We start from the raw sequence: 20,150 nt of genomic DNA, 5'->3' as shown, positions 1-20,150 counted from the left end.
GATCAACGGCGGCCGACGCCCCTTGCCGGCCGTCACGAGATGGTTTCCGGCGGCGCGGCGCCAAGGTGCCAGGCACGTTTCACCCGCTCGATCGCGTCAGCACGGCCATCCGTCCCATCATGGGATCGCACAATCTTGCCGTTATTCTTGACGAAACCATCTTGCTGTAGAATACCCTGAAAGACCTGAAGCAAGGTGATGCCCATGTATCGCGCTTTGACCCGCGACATAGAAGTTACGGTGGAGCCGTACTATCTCGAAGAGCAGTCGGATCCCGATGACGGCCGCTATGTCTGGGGCTATCGCATCGTCATCTCAAACCACTCGGACGCATCCGTGCGGTTGATGACGCGCTACTGGCACATTACCGATGAGAACGGGCAAGTCGACGAGGTCAGCGGTCCGGGCGTCATCGGCGAGCAGCCGCTGCTCAATCCCGGCGATACCTATGAGTATTCGTCCGGATGCCCTCTGGATACGCCCTCAGGCGTCATGTTCGGCCACTACAGCATGGAATCGGAAGGCGGAGAGACCTTCAACGTTGCCATCCCCGCCTTCTCGCTCGATTCACCCGGGCTCGTGCGCACCCTGAACTGAAGCGCGTCCTTCGGACTAGCGTCGCTCTTAATCGCGGCCAGTCGACCGGAAGCGCCCGCTACTGCGGGCGCACCTCGCTTGCTTCGAAGCGATAGGTCGTCGAGCAGAACTCGCAGGTCACCTTGACTTCGCCATCGTCGATGGTGCTTTCGAGGTCGTCCGTGCTCAGATTGGACAACACCGACTGCAGCTTCTCGCGCGAGCAGCTGCAACGGTCGTAGACCGCCTGCGGTTCGTAGACGCGGACGCCGCGCTCGTGGAACAGGCGATAGAGCAACCGCTCGGTTCCGACCATCGGATCGGTCAACTCGTCCATGTCGATCGTTTCGACCATCACCTTGGCTTCGGCCCAGAGATCGTCGTCCCCGAACGCGCTTTCACCATCATCGCCATCACCGCCGGAAAGGTCGGGCTGGCGCATGCGTTCCGGCGCTTCCGGCAGGAACTGGGCGACCATGCCGCCGGCGCGCCAGCGATGGCGCGGCTTGCCGTTTTCGTCGCGATCGAGAAGCTCGGCCACGCCAAGGCGCACCTTGGTCGGGATCTGCTCCGACTGTCGGAAATAGACGCCGGCGATTTCTTCCAGCGTCGCTCCGTCGAGCGCAACGATCCCCTGGTAACGCTGGGTATGGGCGCCCTGGTCGATGGTGAAGGCGAGCACGCCCTTTCCGAGCAGCTCGTGCGAAAGGGTCCGGCCGTCCTTTTCGGCAGCGGCAAGCGCTTCCTGATCGTAGCGGGCATAGGCGCGCACGCGATCCGGCGTCGAGAAATCAGCGACCACCAGATCGACAGGGCCATCGCCCTGGGTCTGGACGATCAGCTTGCCTTCAAACTTCAGCGAGGTCCCGAGCAACACGGTGAGTACGACGGTTTCAGCAACCAGGCGCGCGACCGGAAGCGGATAGTTGTGGCGCTCGAGGATTGCGTCCAGCATGGGGCCGAGCTGCACGGCGCGGCCGCGCACGTCGAGGCCTTCCACCTGGAAAGGCACGACGTGATCGTCACCGGCAAAGTCGAACTCACCAAGCCCTGGCGTCATGTCAGTCATGTCTTGCTCCTTGCCTTCAGCCACCAAGCTGCACCAGAGATATTGCTATCCCCGCGCAACGTGCTCGCTGTCTCAGTTGATCCCGCGATAAACGGATTGTCCACCAGGTATGTGCCGCCGCCATAGCAACGCACCACCTCGACGGTTGCGCGCTCACTACTTTCAGGAGCGCCCGTATGCCGCCTAAATCGTGTCGCACGTGGACAATGTCAAGTGCGGTGAACACGCCCTATATGGCGCACGCTCGGCGGAGCGCACGGAAGCCTCTTCGCCGCCGTCGCGCGCGACCGGGCAGCCGGCTCAGACGAGCCCCATGCACCAGGCAATGACCGACTTCTGTGCGTGCAGCCGGTTTTCCGCCTCGTCGAAGACCACCGACTGCGGGCCGTCGATGACCTCGTCGGTGACCTCTTCGCCGCGGTGCGCCGGCAGGCAGTGCATGAACAGCGCATCGGAGGCCGCACGCTTCATCAGCGCTTCATTGACCTGGTAGGGCTGGAAGACGTTGTGCCCGCGGGCGCGATGTTCCTGGTTCATCGAGATCCAGGTGTCGGTCACGACGCAATTGGCGTCGGCGACGGCCTGTTCGGCGTCATGACACAAAAGGACCTCGCCGCCATTGTTGCGCGCCCAGTTCAGGAACTTGTCCTGCGGCTCGGACCCGAGCGGCACGGCCATGTTCATGCGGTATCCGAAGCGGGCAGAACCTTCGATCAGCGAATGCAGCACGTTATTGCCGTCGCCGGTCCAGGCAATCGTCTTGCCCTTTACCGGACCGCGATGCTCCTCGAAGGTCAGGATATCGGCCATGATCTGGCAGGGGTGCGTATCGTCGGTCAGGCCGTTGATGACCGGGACCGTCGCATGCTCGGCCAGTTCCAGAAGGCGGCGATGGTCGGTGGTGCGGATCATGATGGCGTCGACGTAACGCGAGAGCACCTTGGCCGTGTCGCCGATCGTCTCGGCGCGGCCGAGCTGCATTTCGGTGCCTGACAGAAACAGGGTTTCGCCGCCGAGCTGGCGCATGCCGACATCGAAGGAAACGCGGGTGCGGGTGGAGGGCTTTTCGAAGATCATCGCCAGCATCTTGCCGGCGAGCGGCTTCTCGGCAGTTCCGGCCTTGGTCGCCGCCTTTCGGACGCGCGCATCGTCGATGATCGTCCGGAGGTCGGCGGCCGTCATGGCCGAAAGATCGAGAAAATGTCTGGTGCCTGCCATCGTACTCGGTTCCTGTCTGAAAAATCGGTCCCTGGTGCGGCACGCTATCGACGTGCCCGCACGAAGGTCATTCTAACGCCTTAGTCGTCCCTGGGTCGCTACCTTCAGGCCGCGGCGTTGCCGCTTGCCTTGCGAACCGCCTCGGCGGCGCGTTCGATACGTGCGAGCCCCTCGCGCGCCTCTTCCGCCGTCACGGTCAGCGGCGGCAGCAGACGCAGCACATTTTCGCCCGCCGGCACGGCCAGGAGCTTTTCGGCGCGGATTTCCTTCAGCAGATCGGCCGAAGGGCCCTTCACCTTGATGCCCAGCATCAAACCGTCACCGCGGATGTCCTCGATGACATCAGGGAAGCGGTCCTTGAGCGACGCAAGGCCCTGGCGGAAGACCAGCGCGACATCGCGCACATGCGTCAGGAATCCGTCGGCCAGAACGACGTCGAGCACGGCGTTGCCGACGGCCATGGCCAGCGGGTTGCCGCCATATGTGGAGCCATGCGTGCCCGCCACCATACCAGATGCGGCTTCCTCAGTCGCGAGGCAGGCGCCGAACGGGAAGCCACCGCCGATACCCTTGGCGACCGCCATGATATCCGGACGGATATCCGCCCATTCATGGGCAAACAGCTTGCCGGTACGGCCGACGCCGGTCTGGACCTCGTCGAGGATCAAAAGCAGGCCGAACTCGTCGCAGAGCGCGCGCAGTTCCTGCATGAATTCCTTGGTCGCCGGACGGATGCCGCCCTCGCCCTGGATCGGCTCGATCAGGATCGCTGCGGTTTCCTCGGTGATCGCATTCTTGACCGCGGCGATGTCGCCGAACGGAACCTGGTAGAAGCCCGGCGCCTTCGGCCCGAAACCTTCGATGTATTTCTGCTGACCACCGGCGGCGATCGTCGCGATCGTGCGGCCGTGGAAGGCGCCTTCGAAGGTGATGACGTGGAACTTCTCCGGGTGGCCCTTGGAGAAGTGGTAACGCCGTGCCGTCTTGATGGCGCATTCCAGCGCTTCCGCGCCCGAATTGGTGAAGAAGACCTTGTCGGCAAAGGTCACCGCCGTCAGCCGGCGGCCGAGGCTTTCCTGGCCCGCAATTTCATAAAGGTTGGACAGGTGCCAGACCTTGTCGGCCTGCGCCTTCAGCGCTTCGACCAGGTGCGGGTGCGCGTGGCCGAGCGAGTTCACGGCAACGCCGGCACCGAAATCGAGATAACGCGTGCCGTCTTCGGCGATCAGCCAGGCGCCCTCTCCTCGCTCGAAACGCAACGGCGCGCGCATGTAGGTATCATAAAGCGGCGTGGTTGCAGTCATGCGAGGCTCTCCTTCACTCCAGATCGACATCGATCCCGCGCCTCACGCGGGCCGATAAAAATCAAAAATGCCGCCTTTCGGCGGCGCAGGCACTATTCCCATTTCGCGCTGCAATGTCAACAAAACCAAGCCTTGCAGCGCAACATCAAGGGTCGATTCCTGGCAGCAGAAAAATCGTCCGGGAGGGCTTGCAAAAATGCAACGCTGGCCGAGCAAGTTGGGGAAAACTACGAAATCGATTCGGCCTGATTCCCGGGACTCTTGCCACAGAGTCCAGCGGTCAGTACGTTAACATTCAATTACTAGACGCATGCGGCGGACCTAGTCACCAAAAGAGTTATCGCGTTTGCAACCCCGGGGTTTAGCCGGGGTGCGGTGAGGGATTCTGCCATCCCCAACGCTGAGAACGGAGAGTGCAGAAATGAACTGGACTGACGAGCGGGTGGAGAAACTGAAGAAGCTTTGGTCCGAGGGCCTGAGCGCAAGCCAGATCGCGGCACAGCTCGGCGGCGTCAGCCGTAACGCTGTCATCGGCAAGGTTCACCGCCTGAGCCTGCCAGGTCGCGCCAAGGCCGGCGGCAGCACCACGACGGCAGCCCGTCCGAAGCGCCCGACTTCGGCACCGCGCGCACCGAACTACGCTTCGCGCGTTTCGACCCGCCCGGTTGCACGCGCGGCCGGCGCTGTCGTTCTCAAGGAAGAAATCGAAGTCGATCTCGTTGCCGAGCAGGATTTCAGCACCCGCACCGACGTTGTCGTGCCGATGTCGCGCCGCCTCGAGCTGACCCAGCTCACCGAGCGCACCTGCAAGTGGCCGATCGGCGACCCGCTGAAGGAAGAGTTTCACTTCTGCGGCAACGATTCCCCGGAAGCCTCGCCTTACTGCACCTTCCATGCTCGGCTGGCCTACCAGCCGTCGGGGGAGCGCCGCAGGGCTCGCTAAGAAGCTGGACCGCATTGATAAAGGAAGGGGCCGATCGGCCCCTTTTTTTGTTGGCGACTTTCAGACCGCTCAGCTTTCGAGCGAATAGCCGGCGCCGCGAACGGTGCGGATGACGTCGGGCATGTTCGAGAAGTTCAGAGCCTTGCGCAGACGACCGACATGCACGTCGACGGTGCGCTCGTCGACATAGATGTCATGCCCCCAGACGCCATCCAGAAGCTGCGAGCGAGAGAAGACGCGGCCCGGCGAGGACATGAGGAACTCCAGAAGACGGAACTCGGTCGGGCCGAGGCGCACTTCGCGGCTGCGGCGATGAACGCGGTGGGTCTCGCGGTCGAGTTCGATGTCGCCGCAGCGAAGCAGCGTCGAGAGCACCTCGGGCTTTGCCCGGCGCAGCATCGCCTTGACGCGCGCCATCAGCTCCGGCGTCGAGAAGGGCTTGACCACGTAGTCGTCGGCACCCGTCGCCAGACCCCGGACGCGCTCGCTTTCCTCGCCTCGCGCCGTCAGCATGATGATCGGCAGACGTTCGGTCTCCGGACGCTGGCGCAGCCGACGGCAAAGTTCAATGCCGGAAACACCGGGCAGCATCCAGTCGAGGATAAGCAGGTCGGGCAGCCGCTCCTGAAGCCGGATCTCCGCCTCGTCGCCCCGCAGGATCGTATCGACGTCGAAGCCCTCGGCTTCCAGATTGTAACGCAGCAGAACGCTCAGCGCCTCTTCGTCTTCGACTACGGCGATTTTTGGCAACATCAGGTAACGTCTCCTTACCGCGGGCGGCCTTTGGGCTCATCGGCCCGGCCGGCGCTCAGACACTCTAAATCTGGAGCACATCCGCCGTTTTCAAAGGCGGGGCGAAAACCGCATGCTTCAGATACAGGAATTCGGGGCCGCGACCGAAGCCGCGACCGGATCAGATTTCAAAGGGCATGCATGCTTACGGCGCGCTTGGCGCTCAGTCGTTGACCGAGCCCAGCGTCGACGTGGTGTCATCCTTCGGACGCTCGCCTTCCGGCTGAGCACCCGTCGCCATGTAATAGATCGTCTCAGCGATATTGGTCGCGTGGTCGCCGATGCGCTCGATGTTCTTGGCGCAGAACAGAAGATGCGTGCAGGGCGTGATGTTGCGCGGATCTTCCATCATGTAGGTCAAGAGCTCACGGAACAGCGAGGTGTAGATCGCGTCGATCTCTTCGTCACGCTCGCGGATGCTGTTGGCCTTTTCCGGCGAGCGCGAGGCGTAGACGTCGAGCACTTCCTTGAGCTGGACGAGAGCGAGCTCTGCCAGATGCTCGAGGCCACGGGCGAGCTTGCGCGGAATGCCGGAGCCGGCGACCGCGATCACGCGCTTGGCGGTGTTCTTGCCGAGGTCGCCGACGCGTTCCAGATCGGAGGCGATGCGGATCGACCCCATGATCTCACGCAGGTCGGCGGCGACCGGCTGACGCTTGGCGATCGTGACGATCGCCTTCTCACCGATCTGGCGCTCGGCGTCGTCGAGGACGGTGTCGTCCGAGATCACCTTCTGTGCGAGAGCCAGATCGGAGTTGACCAGCGCGCGAACGGACTCGGCGACCATCTGTTCGGCGAGGCCGCCCATCTCCGAGATGCGGCGCGTCAGGTACTTCAGTTCTTCGTCATAGGCGGACATGATATGCATGGACATGATCGTCGATCCTTACGGGCGCTTTGCAGTTACTGTTGCAGCCTTATGCGGCCTCAGCCGAAGCGGCCCATGATGTAATCCTGGGTGCGCTGGTCATCCGGATTGGTGAACATCTTGTCGGTGTCGTTCTCCTCGACGAGATTGCCGAGGTGGAACATGGCGGTGCGCTGCGAAACGCGGGCGGCCTGCTGCATCGAGTGGGTCACGATGACGATCGTGAAGTTCGTGCGCAGCTCGTGGATCAGTTCCTCGACCTTGGCCGTCGCGATCGGATCGAGAGCCGAGCACGGCTCGTCCATGAGGATGACTTCCGGGCTCACGGCGACGGCACGCGCGATGCAGAGACGCTGCTGCTGACCACCGGAAAGGCCGGTGCCGGGCTCCTGCAGACGATCCTTTACCTCGTTCCACAGACCGGCCTTCTGCAGGCTGGTCTCGACCACCTCGTCAAAGTCGGCCTTGGTGCGGGCAAGTCCGTGAATCCGCGGGCCGTAGGCGACGTTGTCGTAGATCGACTTCGGGAACGGGTTCGGCTTCTGGAAGACCATGCCGACGCGGGCGCGCAGTTCGACGACGTCGATCGTCGGGTCGTAGATGTCGTCCTCGTCGAGCGTGATCTTGCCGGTGACGCGGCAGTTCTCGATCGTGTCGTTCATGCGGTTCAGCGTGCGCAGGAAGGTCGACTTGCCGCAACCCGAAGGACCGATCAGCGCCGTGACCGTGTTCTCGCGGATGTTGAGGTTGACGTCGAAAAGCGCACGCTTCTCGCCGTAATAGACCGACACATCCTTGCCGATCATCTTGTAGGGCACGGTGTTCATTTTCTGATCCAGAGCCTTCTCGACTGCTGCTTCTGACATGATGTTCATAGTAATTACCTCACTACCAGCGGCGCTCAAAGCGACGTCGCAACAGAATGGCTCCAAGGTTCATGACGACCAGGAAGATGAGAAGAATGATGATTGCGCCGGAGGTGCGCTCGACGAAGGCGCGTTCCGCCTCGTTGGCCCACATGTAGATCTGCACCGGCAGTGCCGTCGACGGTTCCATAGGCGAACCGGGAAAATCGACGACGAAGGCGACCATGCCGATCAGGAGCAGCGGCGCGGTTTCACCAAGCGCGTGGGCAAGACCGATGATGGTGCCGGTCAGGATGCCCGGCATCGCCAGCGGCAGCACGTGGTGGAAGATGGTCTGCATCTTCGACGCACCGAGACCGAGGGCCGCCGAGCGGATCGACGGCGGGACCGCCTTCAACGCCGCACGGGTGGCGATGATGATCGTCGGCAGGGTCATCAACGTCAGCACGAAGCCACCGACGACGGCTGCCGAGCGCGGCATGCCGGCGAAGTTGATGAAGACGGCGAGACCCAGGAGGCCGTAGACGATCGACGGAACGGCCGCGAGGTTGTTGATGTTGACCTCGATCAGGTCGGTCAGCCGGTTCTTCGGCGCAAACTCCTCGAGGTAGATCGAGGCGGCGACGCCGATCGGAAGCGACAGCACCAGCACGATCAGCATCATGTAGAGCGAACCGAGGGCCGCGACGCCGACGCCTGCCGCTTCGGGACGGCTGGAGGCGCCAAAGGTGAAGATGCCGGTGTTGAAGCTCTTCTTCAGGATGCCGGCGCTCGCCAGCTCGTTCATCCAGGTGACCTGCTGGTCCTTGACCTTGCGCTTGCCCTCATCGACCGAGAGATCGATCTGGCCCTTGAAGGCGGAGTCGATGTTGGCCTCGGCCAGCAGCGTGACGGGAACCGTCTTGCCGATGATCGACGGGTCCGCGGCGACCATGTCGCGCAGGAGCGTGCGGGAGCTCGCGGAAACCATGTCGGTCGCCTGCTTGACCTGCGGCCGCTTGGTGGCGTCGATGCCGAGCTGCTTGACGAGCGCGTCGCGCACCAACAGCGGATAGTTGGCGGTCATCAGCACCTTGCCGTCGGTCGCGCGTTCGCCTTTGGGGTCGATGACCTTTTCGGTGAATTCGATCGGCAGCGTAATCGTCGTCTGCTGGAATGCGGTGTAGCCGTTGGAAAAGACGGTCCACAACAGCAATGCCAGGAAGAAGAGACCGGTGCTGATCGCGGCCATGCCGTAGAAGCGGAACCGGCGTTCGGCAGCATAGCGACGCTTGATGCCGATATCGCGCTTGGCGGATGCGGGACGGGCGGAGATCCGGACGGTCGGGGAAGCGATGTCGGTCATTCGTACTGTTCCCGGTATTTGCGCACGATGTAGAGCGCGTAAATGTTGAGGCCGAGCGTGATGACGAAGAGCGTGATGCCCAGTGCGAAGGCCACCAGCGTCTGCGGCGAGGTGAACTCGAGGTCACCTGTCAGCTGGTTGACGATCTTAACGGTCACCGTCGTCATCGGCTCGAAGGGATTGATCTGCATGCGGGCCGCCACACCGGCTGCCAGCACCACGATCATGGTCTCGCCGACGGCGCGCGAGGCGGTGAGCAGCAGCGCGCCGACGATGCCCGGGAGGGCTGCCGGGAGGATGACCTTCTTGACCGTCTCCGAGCGGGTGGCGCCAAGGCCGAGCGAGCCGTCACGCAGTGCCCGCGGCACCTGGGTGATGATGTCGTCCGACAGCGACGACACGAATGGGATCAGCATGATGCCCATGACGATGCCCGCCGTCAGAACGCTCTGTGCCTGGATGAAGTTCTGGTAGTTGCCGGTCATGAGACCGTTCATCTGGGCGGAGATGTCACGCAGGAACGGGCCAACGGTCACCAGCGCAAAGAAACCGTAGACGATGGTCGGGATGCCGGCGAGCACTTCGAGCAGCGGCTTTGCGGTCGAACGCAGGCGCGGGCTTGCATATTCCGCCATGTAGATCGCCGCGAAGAGGCCGATCGGCACCGCAAACAGCATGGCGACGAAGGCGATGTAGAGCGTGCCGGCAAGAAGCGGGATGAGGCCGAACTGGCCCGAAGCGCCGCCGCTGCCGGCAGCGGCAAACCGCGGATCCCAGACCGTGCCGAAGAAGAACTCGAACGGCGAGACCATGGTGAAGAAGCGTCCGGCTTCCGACAGCATCGAGGCGACGATGCCGACCGTCGTCAGGATGGCGATGGAGGACGCGACGATCAGTGAGCCGAGAATGACCCGCTCGACCTGGTTGCGGGCGCGGAAGCGGGTCGCGACGTTGCGGATGGCGTAGACGCCGCCGGCAATCGCGATCAGCAGAACGGCGACCGTCATCAGCCAGCGGTTGGTCGCGGTCATCGCGTTGAAGTGCTTGGCGACGGTGACCATGTAGGGATCGCCTTCGCCAGCAAGGGCAACGCCCTTGGACGCGAGCGTCGCGCGAAGATTGGCGGAGCCGCTCTCAAGGGCTGCGAGTTCCTCGCCGCTCAGGCGCAGAAGGCCACCGGCAACGGATTTGACCTGACCGAGCGCGAGCTGCACGGCGGCAGGGCCCTGGCTCTGGACGGTATCCGGCAGGGCCGCGCGCGTGCTTCCGTCGATATAGACGGGAGCGGCGAACAGCCAGGTGCCGAGAACGAGTGCGGCCGGAAGCATCGCCCAGATGGCGACGTAGCTACCGTGATAGCCCGGCAGTGAATGCAGGTTGGAGAGCTTGCCGCCGGACTGCGCCAGCGAACGGGCGCGGCCTGCAAAATAAGCAATGAAACCAATAACAATAATGAGCAAAAGAAGGAGCGAAGTACTCATCCGCACGTCTCCCCGGCATCGCCCGTCATGGGTGCCGGCAAATCGAATGAAGGCATGCCCCGGCGCGAAGACATCGCGCCGGGGCTTGTCATTATCAGAGCATGTTGCCGGCAGAGAAAGCCTTGCGGATTTCTTCGCGCTCAGCGTCCGGAGCGGCAACGAGGCCGTATTCGGCGAGCGGGCTTTCCGGGCCGATCATCTGGTCGTCGAGGAAGAACTCAACATATTCCTTGAGGCCCGGGATAACGCCGAGATGTGCCTTCTTGACGTAGAAGTACAGCGGGCGGGAAACCGGGTACTCGCCGGAAGCGATCGTTTCGGTCGACGGTACGATGCCGTTGACGGTCGCGACCTTCAGCTTGTCGGCGTTGTTTTCGTAGAATGACAGGCCGAACACGCCGATGCCGTTCTTGTTGGCAGCGATACGGGCGAGCGTTTCGGTGTAGTCGCCGTCGATGTCGACAGCCAGGCCGTCCTTGCGGACTGCGACGCACTTGCTGTGCTGCTGCTTTTCATCGGCAACGGCAGCCTTGATCACGTCAACGGCGCCAGCGTTCTTGCAGCCTGCAGCGAGGATCTTCTCTTCGAAGACTTCGCGGGTGCCGTGCTTTTCGCCCGGGATGTAAGCGGCGATTTCGACGGCCGGCAGGGCGGCGTTGACTTCGGACCACTTCTTGTAGGGGTTGGCGACGATCTTGCCGTCGACGACGACTTCAGCAGCGAGCGCCTTGTAGAGGTCTTCCGGCTTCAGGGCGAGGTCGGCATTGCCGGCGTCGGTCGCAAAGACGATGCCGTCATAACCGATCTTCACTTCCTGGATTTCGGTGACGCCAGCGGCCTTGCAGGCCTCGACTTCGCTGTCCTTGATCTTGCGCGAGGAGTTGGCGATGTCGATGGTATCAGGGCCGACGCCCTTGCAGAATTCCTTCAGGCCAGCGGAGGAGCCGCCGGATTCGACCACCGGGGTCTTGAAGTCGGGGAACGTCTCGCCGAACGTCTCGGCGACGATTTTGGCGTAGGGAAGAACGGTCGAGGAGCCAGCGACCTGAACCTGATCGCGAGCGGCGGCTGCGCCGGCAAATGCGGCCGAAGCGACCAGCGCCGCGACAGTGAGTTTAAGAGCTTTCATAAAAGTTCTCCCGGAATGGGCTTGTGTTGGTGTGCGCCAAGCGTTGCAGCGCTCTTCGCCGTCTTATCGGCTGCCCCTAACTAGCTGCCGATGGCCACACCTTTTATGTCAGTTCGACGAAACATTTATGACAGCTCATGTCATTGAAAATGCTAATGAAAAATGAACACCCCCGGGTTTTCCCGCGCCAATATGTCAGAAGCGGACCGTAAAGGTCGTGCCTTTGCCGACCTCTGAATGGATGAGGAGCCGGGCACGATGCCGCGTGAGAATGTGCTTGGCGATGGCAAGGCCCAGGCCGGTGCCCTTCTTCGAGCGGCTGGCCTCGACATTGACCCGGTAAAACCGCTCGGTGATGCGCGGCACATGCTCGGCCGGAATGCCCGGGCCATAGTCCTTCACGACGACTTCGGCCTCGCCTCCCTCGCCGCCATGCAGGATTACGTCCACCTTCTTGCCTTCCTGGCCGTACTTGCACGCATTCTCGATCAGGTTCTCGAAGACCTCGATGAGTTCGTCGCGTTCGCCGCGGACGACCACGGGCTTGTCCGGCACCACGAGCGAGACGGTGACATCCAGATCCTTCGCCAGCGGCAGCAGGCTGTCGCGGACATGCCCGAGCAGCGGCGCCAGATCGACGGGGTCATCGGGGGCGATATGCGAGCGCAACTCCAGCCGCGACAGCGACAGCAGATCGTCGACAAGCCGGCTCATGCGCGTCGCCTGCTCGTGCATGATGCCGAAGAACTTTTCCTGCGCCTTCAGATCGTTGCGCGCCGGACCCTGGAGCGTCTCGATGAAGCCGCGCAAGGAGGCTAGCGGCGTGCGCAGCTCGTGGCTGGCATTGGCGACGAAGTCCGAGCGCATGCGGTCGATGCGGCGCGCCTGAGAGATGTCGCGATAGGTCAACAGGAAGATCCGCTTGACCGGCCCGTCGCCCGGAATTTCAGCCGGAGCGACCCGCACCACATAAACGGCGTCGGACGGCAACTGCTCGTTATGCTCGATCTGGTTCGCCTTGCCGGTCGCCATCGTCTCGCGGACCATGTCGAGGATGCCGGGCGAACGCACCCTTGCTGCAAGATAGGTGTTTGGCGGGATGGTGCCAAAGGCCTTCTCGGCAGCGATGTTCTGGAACACCACCGTCTCGTCGGCGGCAATCACCAGAACCGGCATGTCGAGCGCGTTCAGCGCGGGCACCAGCGGGTCGCTCGCCGGGCCGGCAGCGACCACCGCCTTGGCCGGGCTCAGAATAACCGAGGTTGGCGCGCTACGGTTGAGCAACGCGGCGACGAGAACGATCCAGAAGGGCAGGACAATGAGGAAATGAATACCCGCGACGGTCGCAAGGATCGCCAGGAGCACGGTGAGCCCCAGCAGCCAGCGCTCTGCTTTCAGCCGCGGAACCAGGTTCCGCCAGAACGCCTTCGAACCGTCCACCTCGACATCCTCATGAATCACTTTCTTTTCCTCCCGGACCAAAATGGTCGAGGAATAGCGATCCTTCATGACATGATTTTCACGACCGGCTTGAATCCGCAACGCAATTATGGCCTCCTCCAACGAAATCGGGTCGCGAGCGCCTTGTTTATCCGATGACAGGCGCAGGCCCGAAAGTTTGAAAACGCGCATGATCCTTCCGATGATCGAAGCCGGTTTTCGGGCCCGTGCGCCAAGCCGAAAGGGCGAACCGATGGCAGCGACGGATACGGCGGACAAGGCGGAGAACCGCGCGGTGGAACTCGAAATCGGCGGCAAGAGTCGCGTTTTCGACATCGACAATCCCGAGTTGCCGAAGTGGATCGACGACGCGGCATTTTCCTCCGACGACTACCCCTACAAGAAGAAGCTCGACGACGACGAATATCTGGAAACGCTGGAAAAGCTGCAGGTCGAACTGGTCAAGGTTCAGCTCTGGCAGCAGAAGACAGGCAAGCGCATGATGGCGTTGTTCGAGGGCCGGGACGCCGCCGGCAAGGGCGGTGCGATCCATGCGACTATGGACAACCTCAACCCTCGCTGGGCGCGTGTCGTCGCTCTGACCAAACCGACCGAAACCGAACGCGGGCAATGGTATTTCCAGCGCTACGTCGCGACCATGCCGACGGCCGGCGAATTCGTGCTGTTCGACCGCTCCTGGTACAACCGCGCCGGCGTCGAACCGGTCATGGGCTTCTGCACGCCCGAAGAGCATAAGCAGTTCCTGAAGCAGGCTCCCCGCTTCGAGAAGATGATCGTGCATGAGGGCATCCAGTTCTTCAAATTCTGGATCAACATCGGCCGCGAGATGCAGCTGAAACGCTTCCACGATCGCCGCCACGACCCACTGAAGATCTGGAAGCTGTCGCCGATGGACATCGCGGCGCTCAACAAATGGGACGATTATACCGCCAAGCGCGACGAGATGCTGAAGGAGACCCACACGGACCATGCACCCTGGACGGTGGTACGCGGCAACGACAAGCGGCGAGCCCGGCTCAACCTGATCCGCCACATCCTTTCCTCGCTCGATTACGAGGGCAAGGACAAGGGCGCGATCGGCGAGGTCGATGACAAGATCATCGGATCCGGCCCCGGTTTCCTGAAATAGACGCCTGCCCTGTCAAAACCGATGACGCCGATGGGGCCGGCAGGTTTTCCCGCCGCCCCACCTCGGAAAGCCTTGGCGACCAGCCTTATTGCCCCGGCAGGACGCGGATGGCGTAGAGGCTGAGGCTCTTGCCCTCACCGCTGATATCGCTGTTGATCACGATCTGGCCCGGCGAGCTCGGCGCCAGGCTACGGTCGAAGGTGATCTTGAAAAGCATGTCGAGCCGCTCGTCATGCACGGTAAAGCGATGGCGCCCACATTCGCCGAGCGAGGAGAAATTGCACTCGACCGCGAACTCCGTGGTCTTGCCGGGCTCGGCCTGCACGGTCAACGCCAGCGTCGACGTCTTGCCGGAGAGTTCCGCCAGGACCGAGGCCGGGATTTCGATGGTAATATCCCCTTCCGCGTCGGCGACCGCCGATGTCAGCTGCACGCGTCGCCCACCTTCGTCGTCCACCGGCTCGACCTTTGCCTGCGCTCCGGGTGCGATCGCGCCGGTTTCCTTGGGCGTGAAGACCTCGACCCAATCGCCGGTAAAGCCCTGCTGCGCGCCGAGTGTCCGCAATCCCGCCGCGCCATCGAAGTCTTCCGACGCAACCGATGCCGGGGGATTGGCAACATTCGTGTCGCGCTCGGCGGCAGATTTCAGCAGGTCATTGGTCTGCACCCACCAGGCCGCGGCCCCTGCTGCGGCGGCAAGCGTGACGACGACCATGGTGAAGGACAGAAAGCGGCTGCGCTTGCGCCGGCGTTTGCGCGTATCTCCGCGGACCGTGGGCGCGATGCTCGCAGTTTCGCCACCATCTGCCGTGCTCTCGGCGGCTGCACGCGTCGATACCACCGGACCGTCGCGATCGGCACGCAGACCACCGAGACCGCCATCGCTCGCCGCCTGGCGCGGCGCGTCGCCGGCAAAACCGGGTTCCCGACGACCGGCCGCCGGGGCCTGTGGCTGGCTCTGAGGTGGAGCCTGGGTCTGAGGTTGGGGTTGGGCCTGCGTCGGTGACCGGACTTGCGGCTCGACCCGTGGCTGTGCCGGCCCGCGCGCCCGCGCGGCATCGTCGAGGCTGACCACCGGAGGTGCCGGTTGTCGCGTCCTCAGTGCCGCTCTCTCTTCCGTTTCGATCGCATGAATGACGGCTTCGAGCCGATGGCGCTGCTGGGCGATGACGTTGCCGTCCTCGATCCCCTGTTTCTGCAACCCGGTTTCGAGCGCCTGACGGGCAGATTGATAAATGCGCGCCCGCGTTTCCGCATTGGCGCGATCGGAGCGCTCAAGGGCATTTCTGATTGCAGTCTCAAGTCCGCTCACATCAAGTCCTTCTGTGTAGGCAGGGCTTTGGACCTGCCGGCGCGCCGCGGTTGACCACCGCTCTCGATCCAACCGCAAGGGCATAAGGGTTAAATCTGGAGGCACGCCGTTGGTTTTGTTAACAATTGCGTAACCGCTGCTGCCAGAATCCGCAAGTCCGGCGACGGGCGCGACCGGCCAAGGCCGGGGAAAACGCTTTCCTTCACGGCGCCGGTGCGAAAAAAGAGGCGGCGACATCGCGGCCAAACCGCCCTTTGCAAGCGGCAAACTTGCTGCTATCTATTTTGACGTTTACGCAAACGTCAAAAATTTGGCGCGCCTTACCGAGGGATGGAGAAACCGATGCCGCTTCCGCCAATTCTTTCCGGAACGACGAGACTGCCAGTTGTCGGCGCCCCCCTGTTCATCATTTCCAATCCGAAGCTGACGATCGCGCAGTGCAAGGCTGGCGTGATCGGCGCCTTCCCGGCGCTGAACGCTCGCCCGCAATCGCAGCTCGACGAATGGCTGGCCGAGATCACCGAGACGCTTGCCGACCACGACGCCAAGAATCCCGGCCGGCGGGCCGCCCCCTTTGCCGTCAACCAGATCGTGCACAAATCCAATGCGCGGCTTGAGCAGGACCTGATGCTCTGCATCAAATATAAGGTGCCGGTCGTCATCTCCTCGCTCGGCGCCGTGCCCGAGGTTAATGCGGCCATCCATTCCTATGGCGGCATCGTGCTTCACGACGTCATCAACAACCGTCACGCCAATTCGGCGATCCGCAAGGGCGCCGACGGCCTGATCGCGGTGGCCGCCGGCGCCGGCGGCCATGCTGGCACGCTTTCCCCGTTTGCGCTTGTCCAGGAAATCCGCTCCTGGTTCGACGGGCCGCTGCTTCTCTCGGGCGCGATCGCTACCGGCGGCGCCATTCTGGCGGCCCAGGCGATGGGCGCTGACATGGCCTATATCGGCTCGCCCTTCATCGCAACGGAGGAAGCGTGCGCCAGCGACGCCTACAAGCAGATGATCGTCGACAGCAACGCCGCAGACATCGTCTACTCCAATTACTTCACCGGCATCCACGGCAACTACCTGAAGCCCTCGATCTCGGCCGCCGGCATGGATCCGGACAATCTGCCCGAAGCCGACCCGTCGAAAATGGATTTCGGCGCTGCGACCGACGGCGCCAAGGCCTGGAAGGACATCTGGGGATGCGGCCAGGGCATCGGCGCGGTCAAGGAAGTGACATCCGTCGCCCGCATGGTCGACCGGCTCGAGCGCGAATACGATGCAGCGCGCACCCGCCTCGGCCTGCACTCCGCACCCGCAGCGACAGCCAACAAGGAATTTTCAAGTTCTCGCAACTGATGGCTTGAAATCTCGGCGCTTTGCGTTTATCAGCGCCTCACATTCGTTCCGCGGGCTTCCGCGGAACTGCCTCCGGGCCGCTTTAGCTCAGTCGGTAGAGCACATCATTCGTAATGATGGGGTCACGTGTTCGAGTCACGTAAGCGGCACCATTCCTCCTTGAAAAGAAAAGCACGATCGCCAACGGCGAAAGTACCACTCTGTCGTCGGACAAACGATCGCCGAGATTGCCCTATCTCGCTCGGACTTTCCAGCCGTGCTTGGCATCAGACACGGTTCCAGGTGACTTCACGTCGGTCACCCAAATCTCCAGTCCATTGGCACCCGGTCGTTGACGCTTTTGCGGAAACCACGGCCGGTTCGGGTCGACGGCAATTAGCATGCCTTCATCATTGCCGATCGCGGCAAAGCTGGACGAGGCTGGCCCGACCGTTCCGACACCAAACGTCCAGGCCGCCTCGGCCACCATGCCCTCGACATCATCGGAGGGAACGCCGACCTCGCTCAGGCAGGACAGGTCAGCGCCGCTGAACGGTCGCTTGTCCGCGGGATGGATCAGCCTGCGGCGGCCGATCAATTCGAGCACGGCATTGTCGGGGCCGTCGAAGTAGATCGACCTTGATTGCCAATCTCCTTCAAGGGCAAAGCACGCTTCTCCACCCGGCTCCTTTTGGAGCAATGTCCGCCCCTCCAACCAAGCGACGGCCATGTCAAAACGCGCAAAGGGGATGTTGAAGGCCAGGTGCACGCCGTGTGGCGCTCCCTCAGCGGCCGGGATCAGCTGGATTTCGCTCCAGCCCACCTGGATGGAGTTCCCGGCCGTCGGCAGTTCGAGGACATCGCGAAAGTAGGCAGCACTATTGGCGACGTCCGATGCCGGCAGAATTAATCTGGAGATGTGCATGAAGTCCGATCCGTCACATGGCAATTGGCTCTATCGGACAAGTTCATAAGACCTCAACTTAAGTTGAGGTCAAGACGCTTCCCTATCCTGGACCACGGAAAGCCGGATTTTCTGTTTCGAACCTCACCACAACGGGCCCAAACAGACAGGCCGAGCCTGATCGGGGTACGGCCTCCCCGACGAAGCGACGCTCGTCACAGCAGCAACAGCTTCTTCAGCACCGAAAACACTTCCTTGTAAGGCAGCCTTGTCGCGCCTGCGACGGCGAAGGGAATGAGAGCGGCGGCAGCGACCGGCACGACGGCGTCGCGGCTGATGAGCATGGTCGAAAGCTTCTTGGTCGCGTCGAACAGTTTGCCGGGGTCGGCCACGTCGTCGTCGGGTTCCTCGGTCGCGTCGGCTGCCACGTTGCGGCCGAGCACCTTGCGCTCTGCTGCGCGCTGGAAGCGGGTCGCCTGCACGCCGAACATCAGCAGCCCGGTTTCCTTCAGCCGTGCCAGCGGCTTGGAGAAGGCCGATAACGGATAGGCGAAGAAGGCGATCACGATCGCCAGCCACCCGCTCATGATCATGCTGAACGTCGTCATCGACAGCGTCTCCTGCAGCAGGTGCTTCATGACCGCTGCCGCGATCGCCGCGCTCATGCCGAAGACGAAGAACATGTAGGCGTTCGGATATTGCGACAGAAAGCCGAGGCCACCCTTGCCGTCGGGATGGGCGGCGACGAGGCGAAGCTCCAGTTGAGCGATCTTGCGCAAAAGTCGCGCCCAGACGAGGTGCCGCCATACGCCGCGCAGGAACAGGAAGACGAAGAGCGGTAGGCTGACGCAGATCGACCACCAGCCGGCAGCGGTAATCCTGTTGCCCTCGGCCGAGTGCTCGACGGCCCAGAACGAGACGTCTGTCGTATGGAAGTTCAGGAAGGAAAGCAGCGCCGCGACCGCGGCGAGTGCCAGGCAGACGGTTTCCGCCAGCCCGGAATCGCGTTGTTTCAGCGCGTTGGAAATCGCGCGCGCGGCTGATGGCATCGAGGTCGGAGCGATGAGCGGCGCGCGCGAAAACTGTCCGAGCTTGATGCGAAGCCCCCGCTCGACCTGCTGTTCGGCCAGCACAAAAGCGGCAATCGCGACGAAGAACTTTGCCCACACGCCCGGATCGGTCAGATAGGCGCCCTGGCTATGGTCGAGCGACAGGCTGTCGGGCAGGCCAAGCAGAAAGGGAACGCCCCAGGCAAGCGCGACGAAAAGCAAAGCCCGCTTTCCTGACTGCAGCGCGTTCGCACGCAACAGCTTCAGCCTTGCCTGCAGCTCGAAGAACGGGCCGCCATGGGACGCGAGGTACTCGGCGATCTTTCCCTGCCGAGCTGCCGGCGCGGCATCCGCCGCGTCGCCGCCGGATGCCTTGGCGCCTGGGTCCGCTCCGCTCATGGCGCTCAATCCTCCACGACCTGCCAGTTGTCGTTGGGATTGAACTGCCGGATCCCTTCAGCAACGCTCTCGGTCTTGTCGCCCAGATCGGCCTGGTAGACGGTGCCGTTGCGGTTGACGACGAAGGTGTGGACGCCCGTTGCGCCATATTTCACCGGCCAGGCGACCAGAGCGAAGCCCGCAATCATGTTGCCGTTGATGATGTAGTCGAACTTGCCGCCGGCGATGTTGTCGCCCTGGCTCGTCAGCACGCGGTAGCGATAGCCGAAATAGCCCTTGCCGGCCTGGGCCCTGGCAAGCACTGCGCCATCGGCGAGCGCTTCACCCGCAGGGCTCTGTGGCTGGCCCTCGCCCGCGGGCCAGTAGAGCCCGTCGGTCTTGCCCTCGCTGCTGATCAGCTTCTGCGCGTATTCGAGCACGCCGTCGCCGTCATGATCTTCCTGCGCATATTCCTCCTGCGCCTCGACATAGGCGCGGACCGTCGCGATCGTGTCGAGTTCGTTGCGGCCGACCAGGCGATTGGCGATCTCCTCGAGACCGGTATAGGTGTCGAAGGCCCATTTTCCGTCGTCGCCCTTGGCAATCGGGAACGGGAAGGGCCAGAGCACTTCGCCGATCTCCAGTACCTTTCGGTTTTCGACGTCCTGTACGGCCACCTTCTTCTTTACGCCCGCCTGGATATCGGCGTAGGCGTCCATCACCCCGTCGCTGGTCTTGGCCTTGGCCGCATCCAGCCCCACCAGGTTCGCGAGCTTGTCGAAATCGCCCGAACCAACGGCGGCCTTGAACGCATCGATTGCCTGTTCCGGTGTGTCGAACGCCGGCGGATCGCTTGCGGCCGCATAGTCGGAGAGCGGCGTGTGCGCCGCGGGATCCTGCGCAGAAGCGACCGTCGCCGAGCCGCTGGCGAGCACGGCGGCTGCAAAGGAAGACAGGAGCAGATTATGTACGCGCTTGGTCATTTTCGTTCTCC

General features: G+C 62.8%; 19 protein-coding genes and 1 tRNA gene. 5 read left to right on the top strand and 15 right to left on the bottom strand.

All coding sequences use genetic code 11. The features are described 5' to 3' along the window. Window positions 1–32: 32 nt before the first annotated feature. The gene (locus ASD01_RS35580; protein WP_156552925.1) at window positions 33–206 is read right to left on the bottom strand and encodes a hypothetical protein; all 174 of its coding nucleotides are present in this window, start codon (window positions 204–206) and stop codon (window positions 33–35) included. On the opposite strand from ASD01_RS35580, the gene apaG reads away from it, so the two are divergent. After that, window positions 205–597 carry a Co2+/Mg2+ efflux protein ApaG gene (apaG, locus tag ASD01_RS13645; RefSeq protein WP_034797159.1) on the top strand — a complete coding sequence of 131 codons (393 nt, stop codon included), beginning with the start codon at window positions 205–207 and terminating at the stop codon, window positions 595–597. The genes ASD01_RS35580 and apaG overlap by 2 nt on opposite strands. Before the next feature lie 58 nt (window positions 598–655). On the opposite strand, the gene ASD01_RS13640 is transcribed toward apaG, so the two are convergent. The 3 genes from ASD01_RS13640 to ASD01_RS13630 form a co-directional block, all read right to left on the bottom strand. After that, entirely contained in the window at window positions 656–1,645 is a 990-nt protein-coding gene (locus ASD01_RS13640; RefSeq protein ID WP_034797161.1) for an Hsp33 family molecular chaperone, read from the bottom strand. A gap of 300 nt (window positions 1,646–1,945) precedes the next feature. Then, window positions 1,946–2,863 carry an ornithine carbamoyltransferase gene (argF, locus tag ASD01_RS13635; protein WP_034797163.1) on the bottom strand — a complete coding sequence of 306 codons (918 nt, stop codon included), beginning with the start codon at window positions 2,861–2,863 and terminating at the stop codon, window positions 1,946–1,948. Window positions 2,864–2,967: 104 nt separating this feature from the next. Then, window positions 2,968–4,167, bottom strand: coding sequence for an aspartate aminotransferase family protein (locus tag ASD01_RS13630; protein ID WP_034797165.1), 1,200 nt, complete (start codon window positions 4,165–4,167; stop codon window positions 2,968–2,970). A 421-nt stretch (window positions 4,168–4,588) separates the two neighbouring features. Here ASD01_RS13630 and ASD01_RS13625 point away from each other — a divergent pair, with 421 nt between their 5' ends. Then, complete coding sequence (locus ASD01_RS13625; protein ID WP_034797167.1) at window positions 4,589–5,110, top strand: GcrA family cell cycle regulator; 522 nt, start codon at window positions 4,589–4,591, stop codon at window positions 5,108–5,110. Window positions 5,111–5,179: 69 nt separating this feature from the next. On the opposite strand, the gene phoB is transcribed toward ASD01_RS13625, so the two are convergent. The 7 genes from phoB to phoR all read right to left on the bottom strand — a co-directional run bounded on the left by phoB (window position 5,180) and on the right by phoR (window position 13,052). Continuing rightward, window positions 5,180–5,863, bottom strand: coding sequence for a phosphate regulon transcriptional regulator PhoB (gene phoB / locus ASD01_RS13620; protein WP_034797168.1), 684 nt, complete (start codon window positions 5,861–5,863; stop codon window positions 5,180–5,182). 202 nt (window positions 5,864–6,065) lie between these two features. Continuing rightward, window positions 6,066–6,779, bottom strand: a complete 714-nt coding sequence (gene phoU / locus ASD01_RS13615; RefSeq protein WP_089043230.1) for a phosphate signaling complex protein PhoU — start codon at window positions 6,777–6,779, stop codon at window positions 6,066–6,068. 50 nt (window positions 6,780–6,829) lie between these two features. Next, window positions 6,830–7,645, bottom strand: coding sequence for a phosphate ABC transporter ATP-binding protein PstB (pstB, locus tag ASD01_RS13610; protein ID WP_034797173.1), 816 nt, complete (start codon window positions 7,643–7,645; stop codon window positions 6,830–6,832). 13 nt (window positions 7,646–7,658) lie between these two features. Next, window positions 7,659–8,981 carry a phosphate ABC transporter permease PstA gene (pstA, locus tag ASD01_RS13605; protein WP_034797174.1) on the bottom strand — a complete coding sequence of 441 codons (1,323 nt, stop codon included), beginning with the start codon at window positions 8,979–8,981 and terminating at the stop codon, window positions 7,659–7,661. Beyond that, entirely contained in the window at window positions 8,978–10,462 is a 1,485-nt protein-coding gene (gene pstC / locus ASD01_RS13600) for a phosphate ABC transporter permease subunit PstC (RefSeq protein WP_034797175.1), read from the bottom strand. The genes pstA and pstC overlap by 4 nt, the downstream gene beginning before the upstream one ends. Before the next feature lie 94 nt (window positions 10,463–10,556). Then, the gene (locus ASD01_RS13595) at window positions 10,557–11,591 is read right to left on the bottom strand and encodes a substrate-binding domain-containing protein (RefSeq protein WP_034797176.1); all 1,035 of its coding nucleotides are present in this window, start codon (window positions 11,589–11,591) and stop codon (window positions 10,557–10,559) included. Between the two features lie 195 nt (window positions 11,592–11,786). Continuing rightward, window positions 11,787–13,052, bottom strand: coding sequence for a phosphate regulon sensor histidine kinase PhoR (gene phoR / locus ASD01_RS13590; protein WP_034797603.1), 1,266 nt, complete (start codon window positions 13,050–13,052; stop codon window positions 11,787–11,789). A 232-nt stretch (window positions 13,053–13,284) separates the two neighbouring features. Here phoR and ppk2 point away from each other — a divergent pair, with 232 nt between their 5' ends. Beyond that, the gene (gene ppk2, locus ASD01_RS13585; RefSeq protein ID WP_034797604.1) at window positions 13,285–14,181 is read left to right on the top strand and encodes a polyphosphate kinase 2; all 897 of its coding nucleotides are present in this window, start codon (window positions 13,285–13,287) and stop codon (window positions 14,179–14,181) included. Window positions 14,182–14,266: 85 nt separating this feature from the next. On the opposite strand, the gene ASD01_RS13580 is transcribed toward ppk2, so the two are convergent. After that, window positions 14,267–15,493 (bottom strand): hypothetical protein, encoded by a 1,227-nt coding sequence (locus tag ASD01_RS13580; protein WP_034797177.1) that lies wholly within the window; start codon window positions 15,491–15,493, stop codon window positions 14,267–14,269. A 342-nt stretch (window positions 15,494–15,835) separates the two neighbouring features. Here ASD01_RS13580 and ASD01_RS13575 point away from each other — a divergent pair, with 342 nt between their 5' ends. Further along, window positions 15,836–16,846: an NAD(P)H-dependent flavin oxidoreductase gene (locus ASD01_RS13575; protein ID WP_060644102.1), complete on the top strand. Its 1,011-nt coding sequence runs from the start codon at window positions 15,836–15,838 to the stop codon at window positions 16,844–16,846. 76 nt (window positions 16,847–16,922) lie between these two features. Further along, a tRNA-Thr gene (locus tag ASD01_RS13570) sits at window positions 16,923–16,998 on the top strand. Between the two features lie 80 nt (window positions 16,999–17,078). On the opposite strand, the gene ASD01_RS13565 is transcribed toward ASD01_RS13570, so the two are convergent. The 3 genes from ASD01_RS13565 to ASD01_RS13555 form a co-directional block, all read right to left on the bottom strand. Beyond that, entirely contained in the window at window positions 17,079–17,750 is a 672-nt protein-coding gene (locus ASD01_RS13565) for a VOC family protein (protein WP_034797183.1), read from the bottom strand. A 194-nt stretch (window positions 17,751–17,944) separates the two neighbouring features. Next, the gene (locus tag ASD01_RS13560; protein ID WP_034797195.1) at window positions 17,945–19,177 is read right to left on the bottom strand and encodes a hypothetical protein; all 1,233 of its coding nucleotides are present in this window, start codon (window positions 19,175–19,177) and stop codon (window positions 17,945–17,947) included. 5 nt (window positions 19,178–19,182) lie between these two features. Continuing rightward, entirely contained in the window at window positions 19,183–20,139 is a 957-nt protein-coding gene (locus tag ASD01_RS13555) for a DUF2950 domain-containing protein (RefSeq protein ID WP_034797196.1), read from the bottom strand. Window positions 20,140–20,150: the final 11 nt, after the last annotated feature.

This window comes from Ensifer sp. Root423 (assembly GCF_001426275.1).
GTDB classification, from domain to species: Bacteria; Pseudomonadota; Alphaproteobacteria; order Rhizobiales; family Rhizobiaceae; genus Ensifer; species Ensifer adhaerens.
This window is presented reverse-complemented; position numbering and strand designations above follow the sequence as displayed.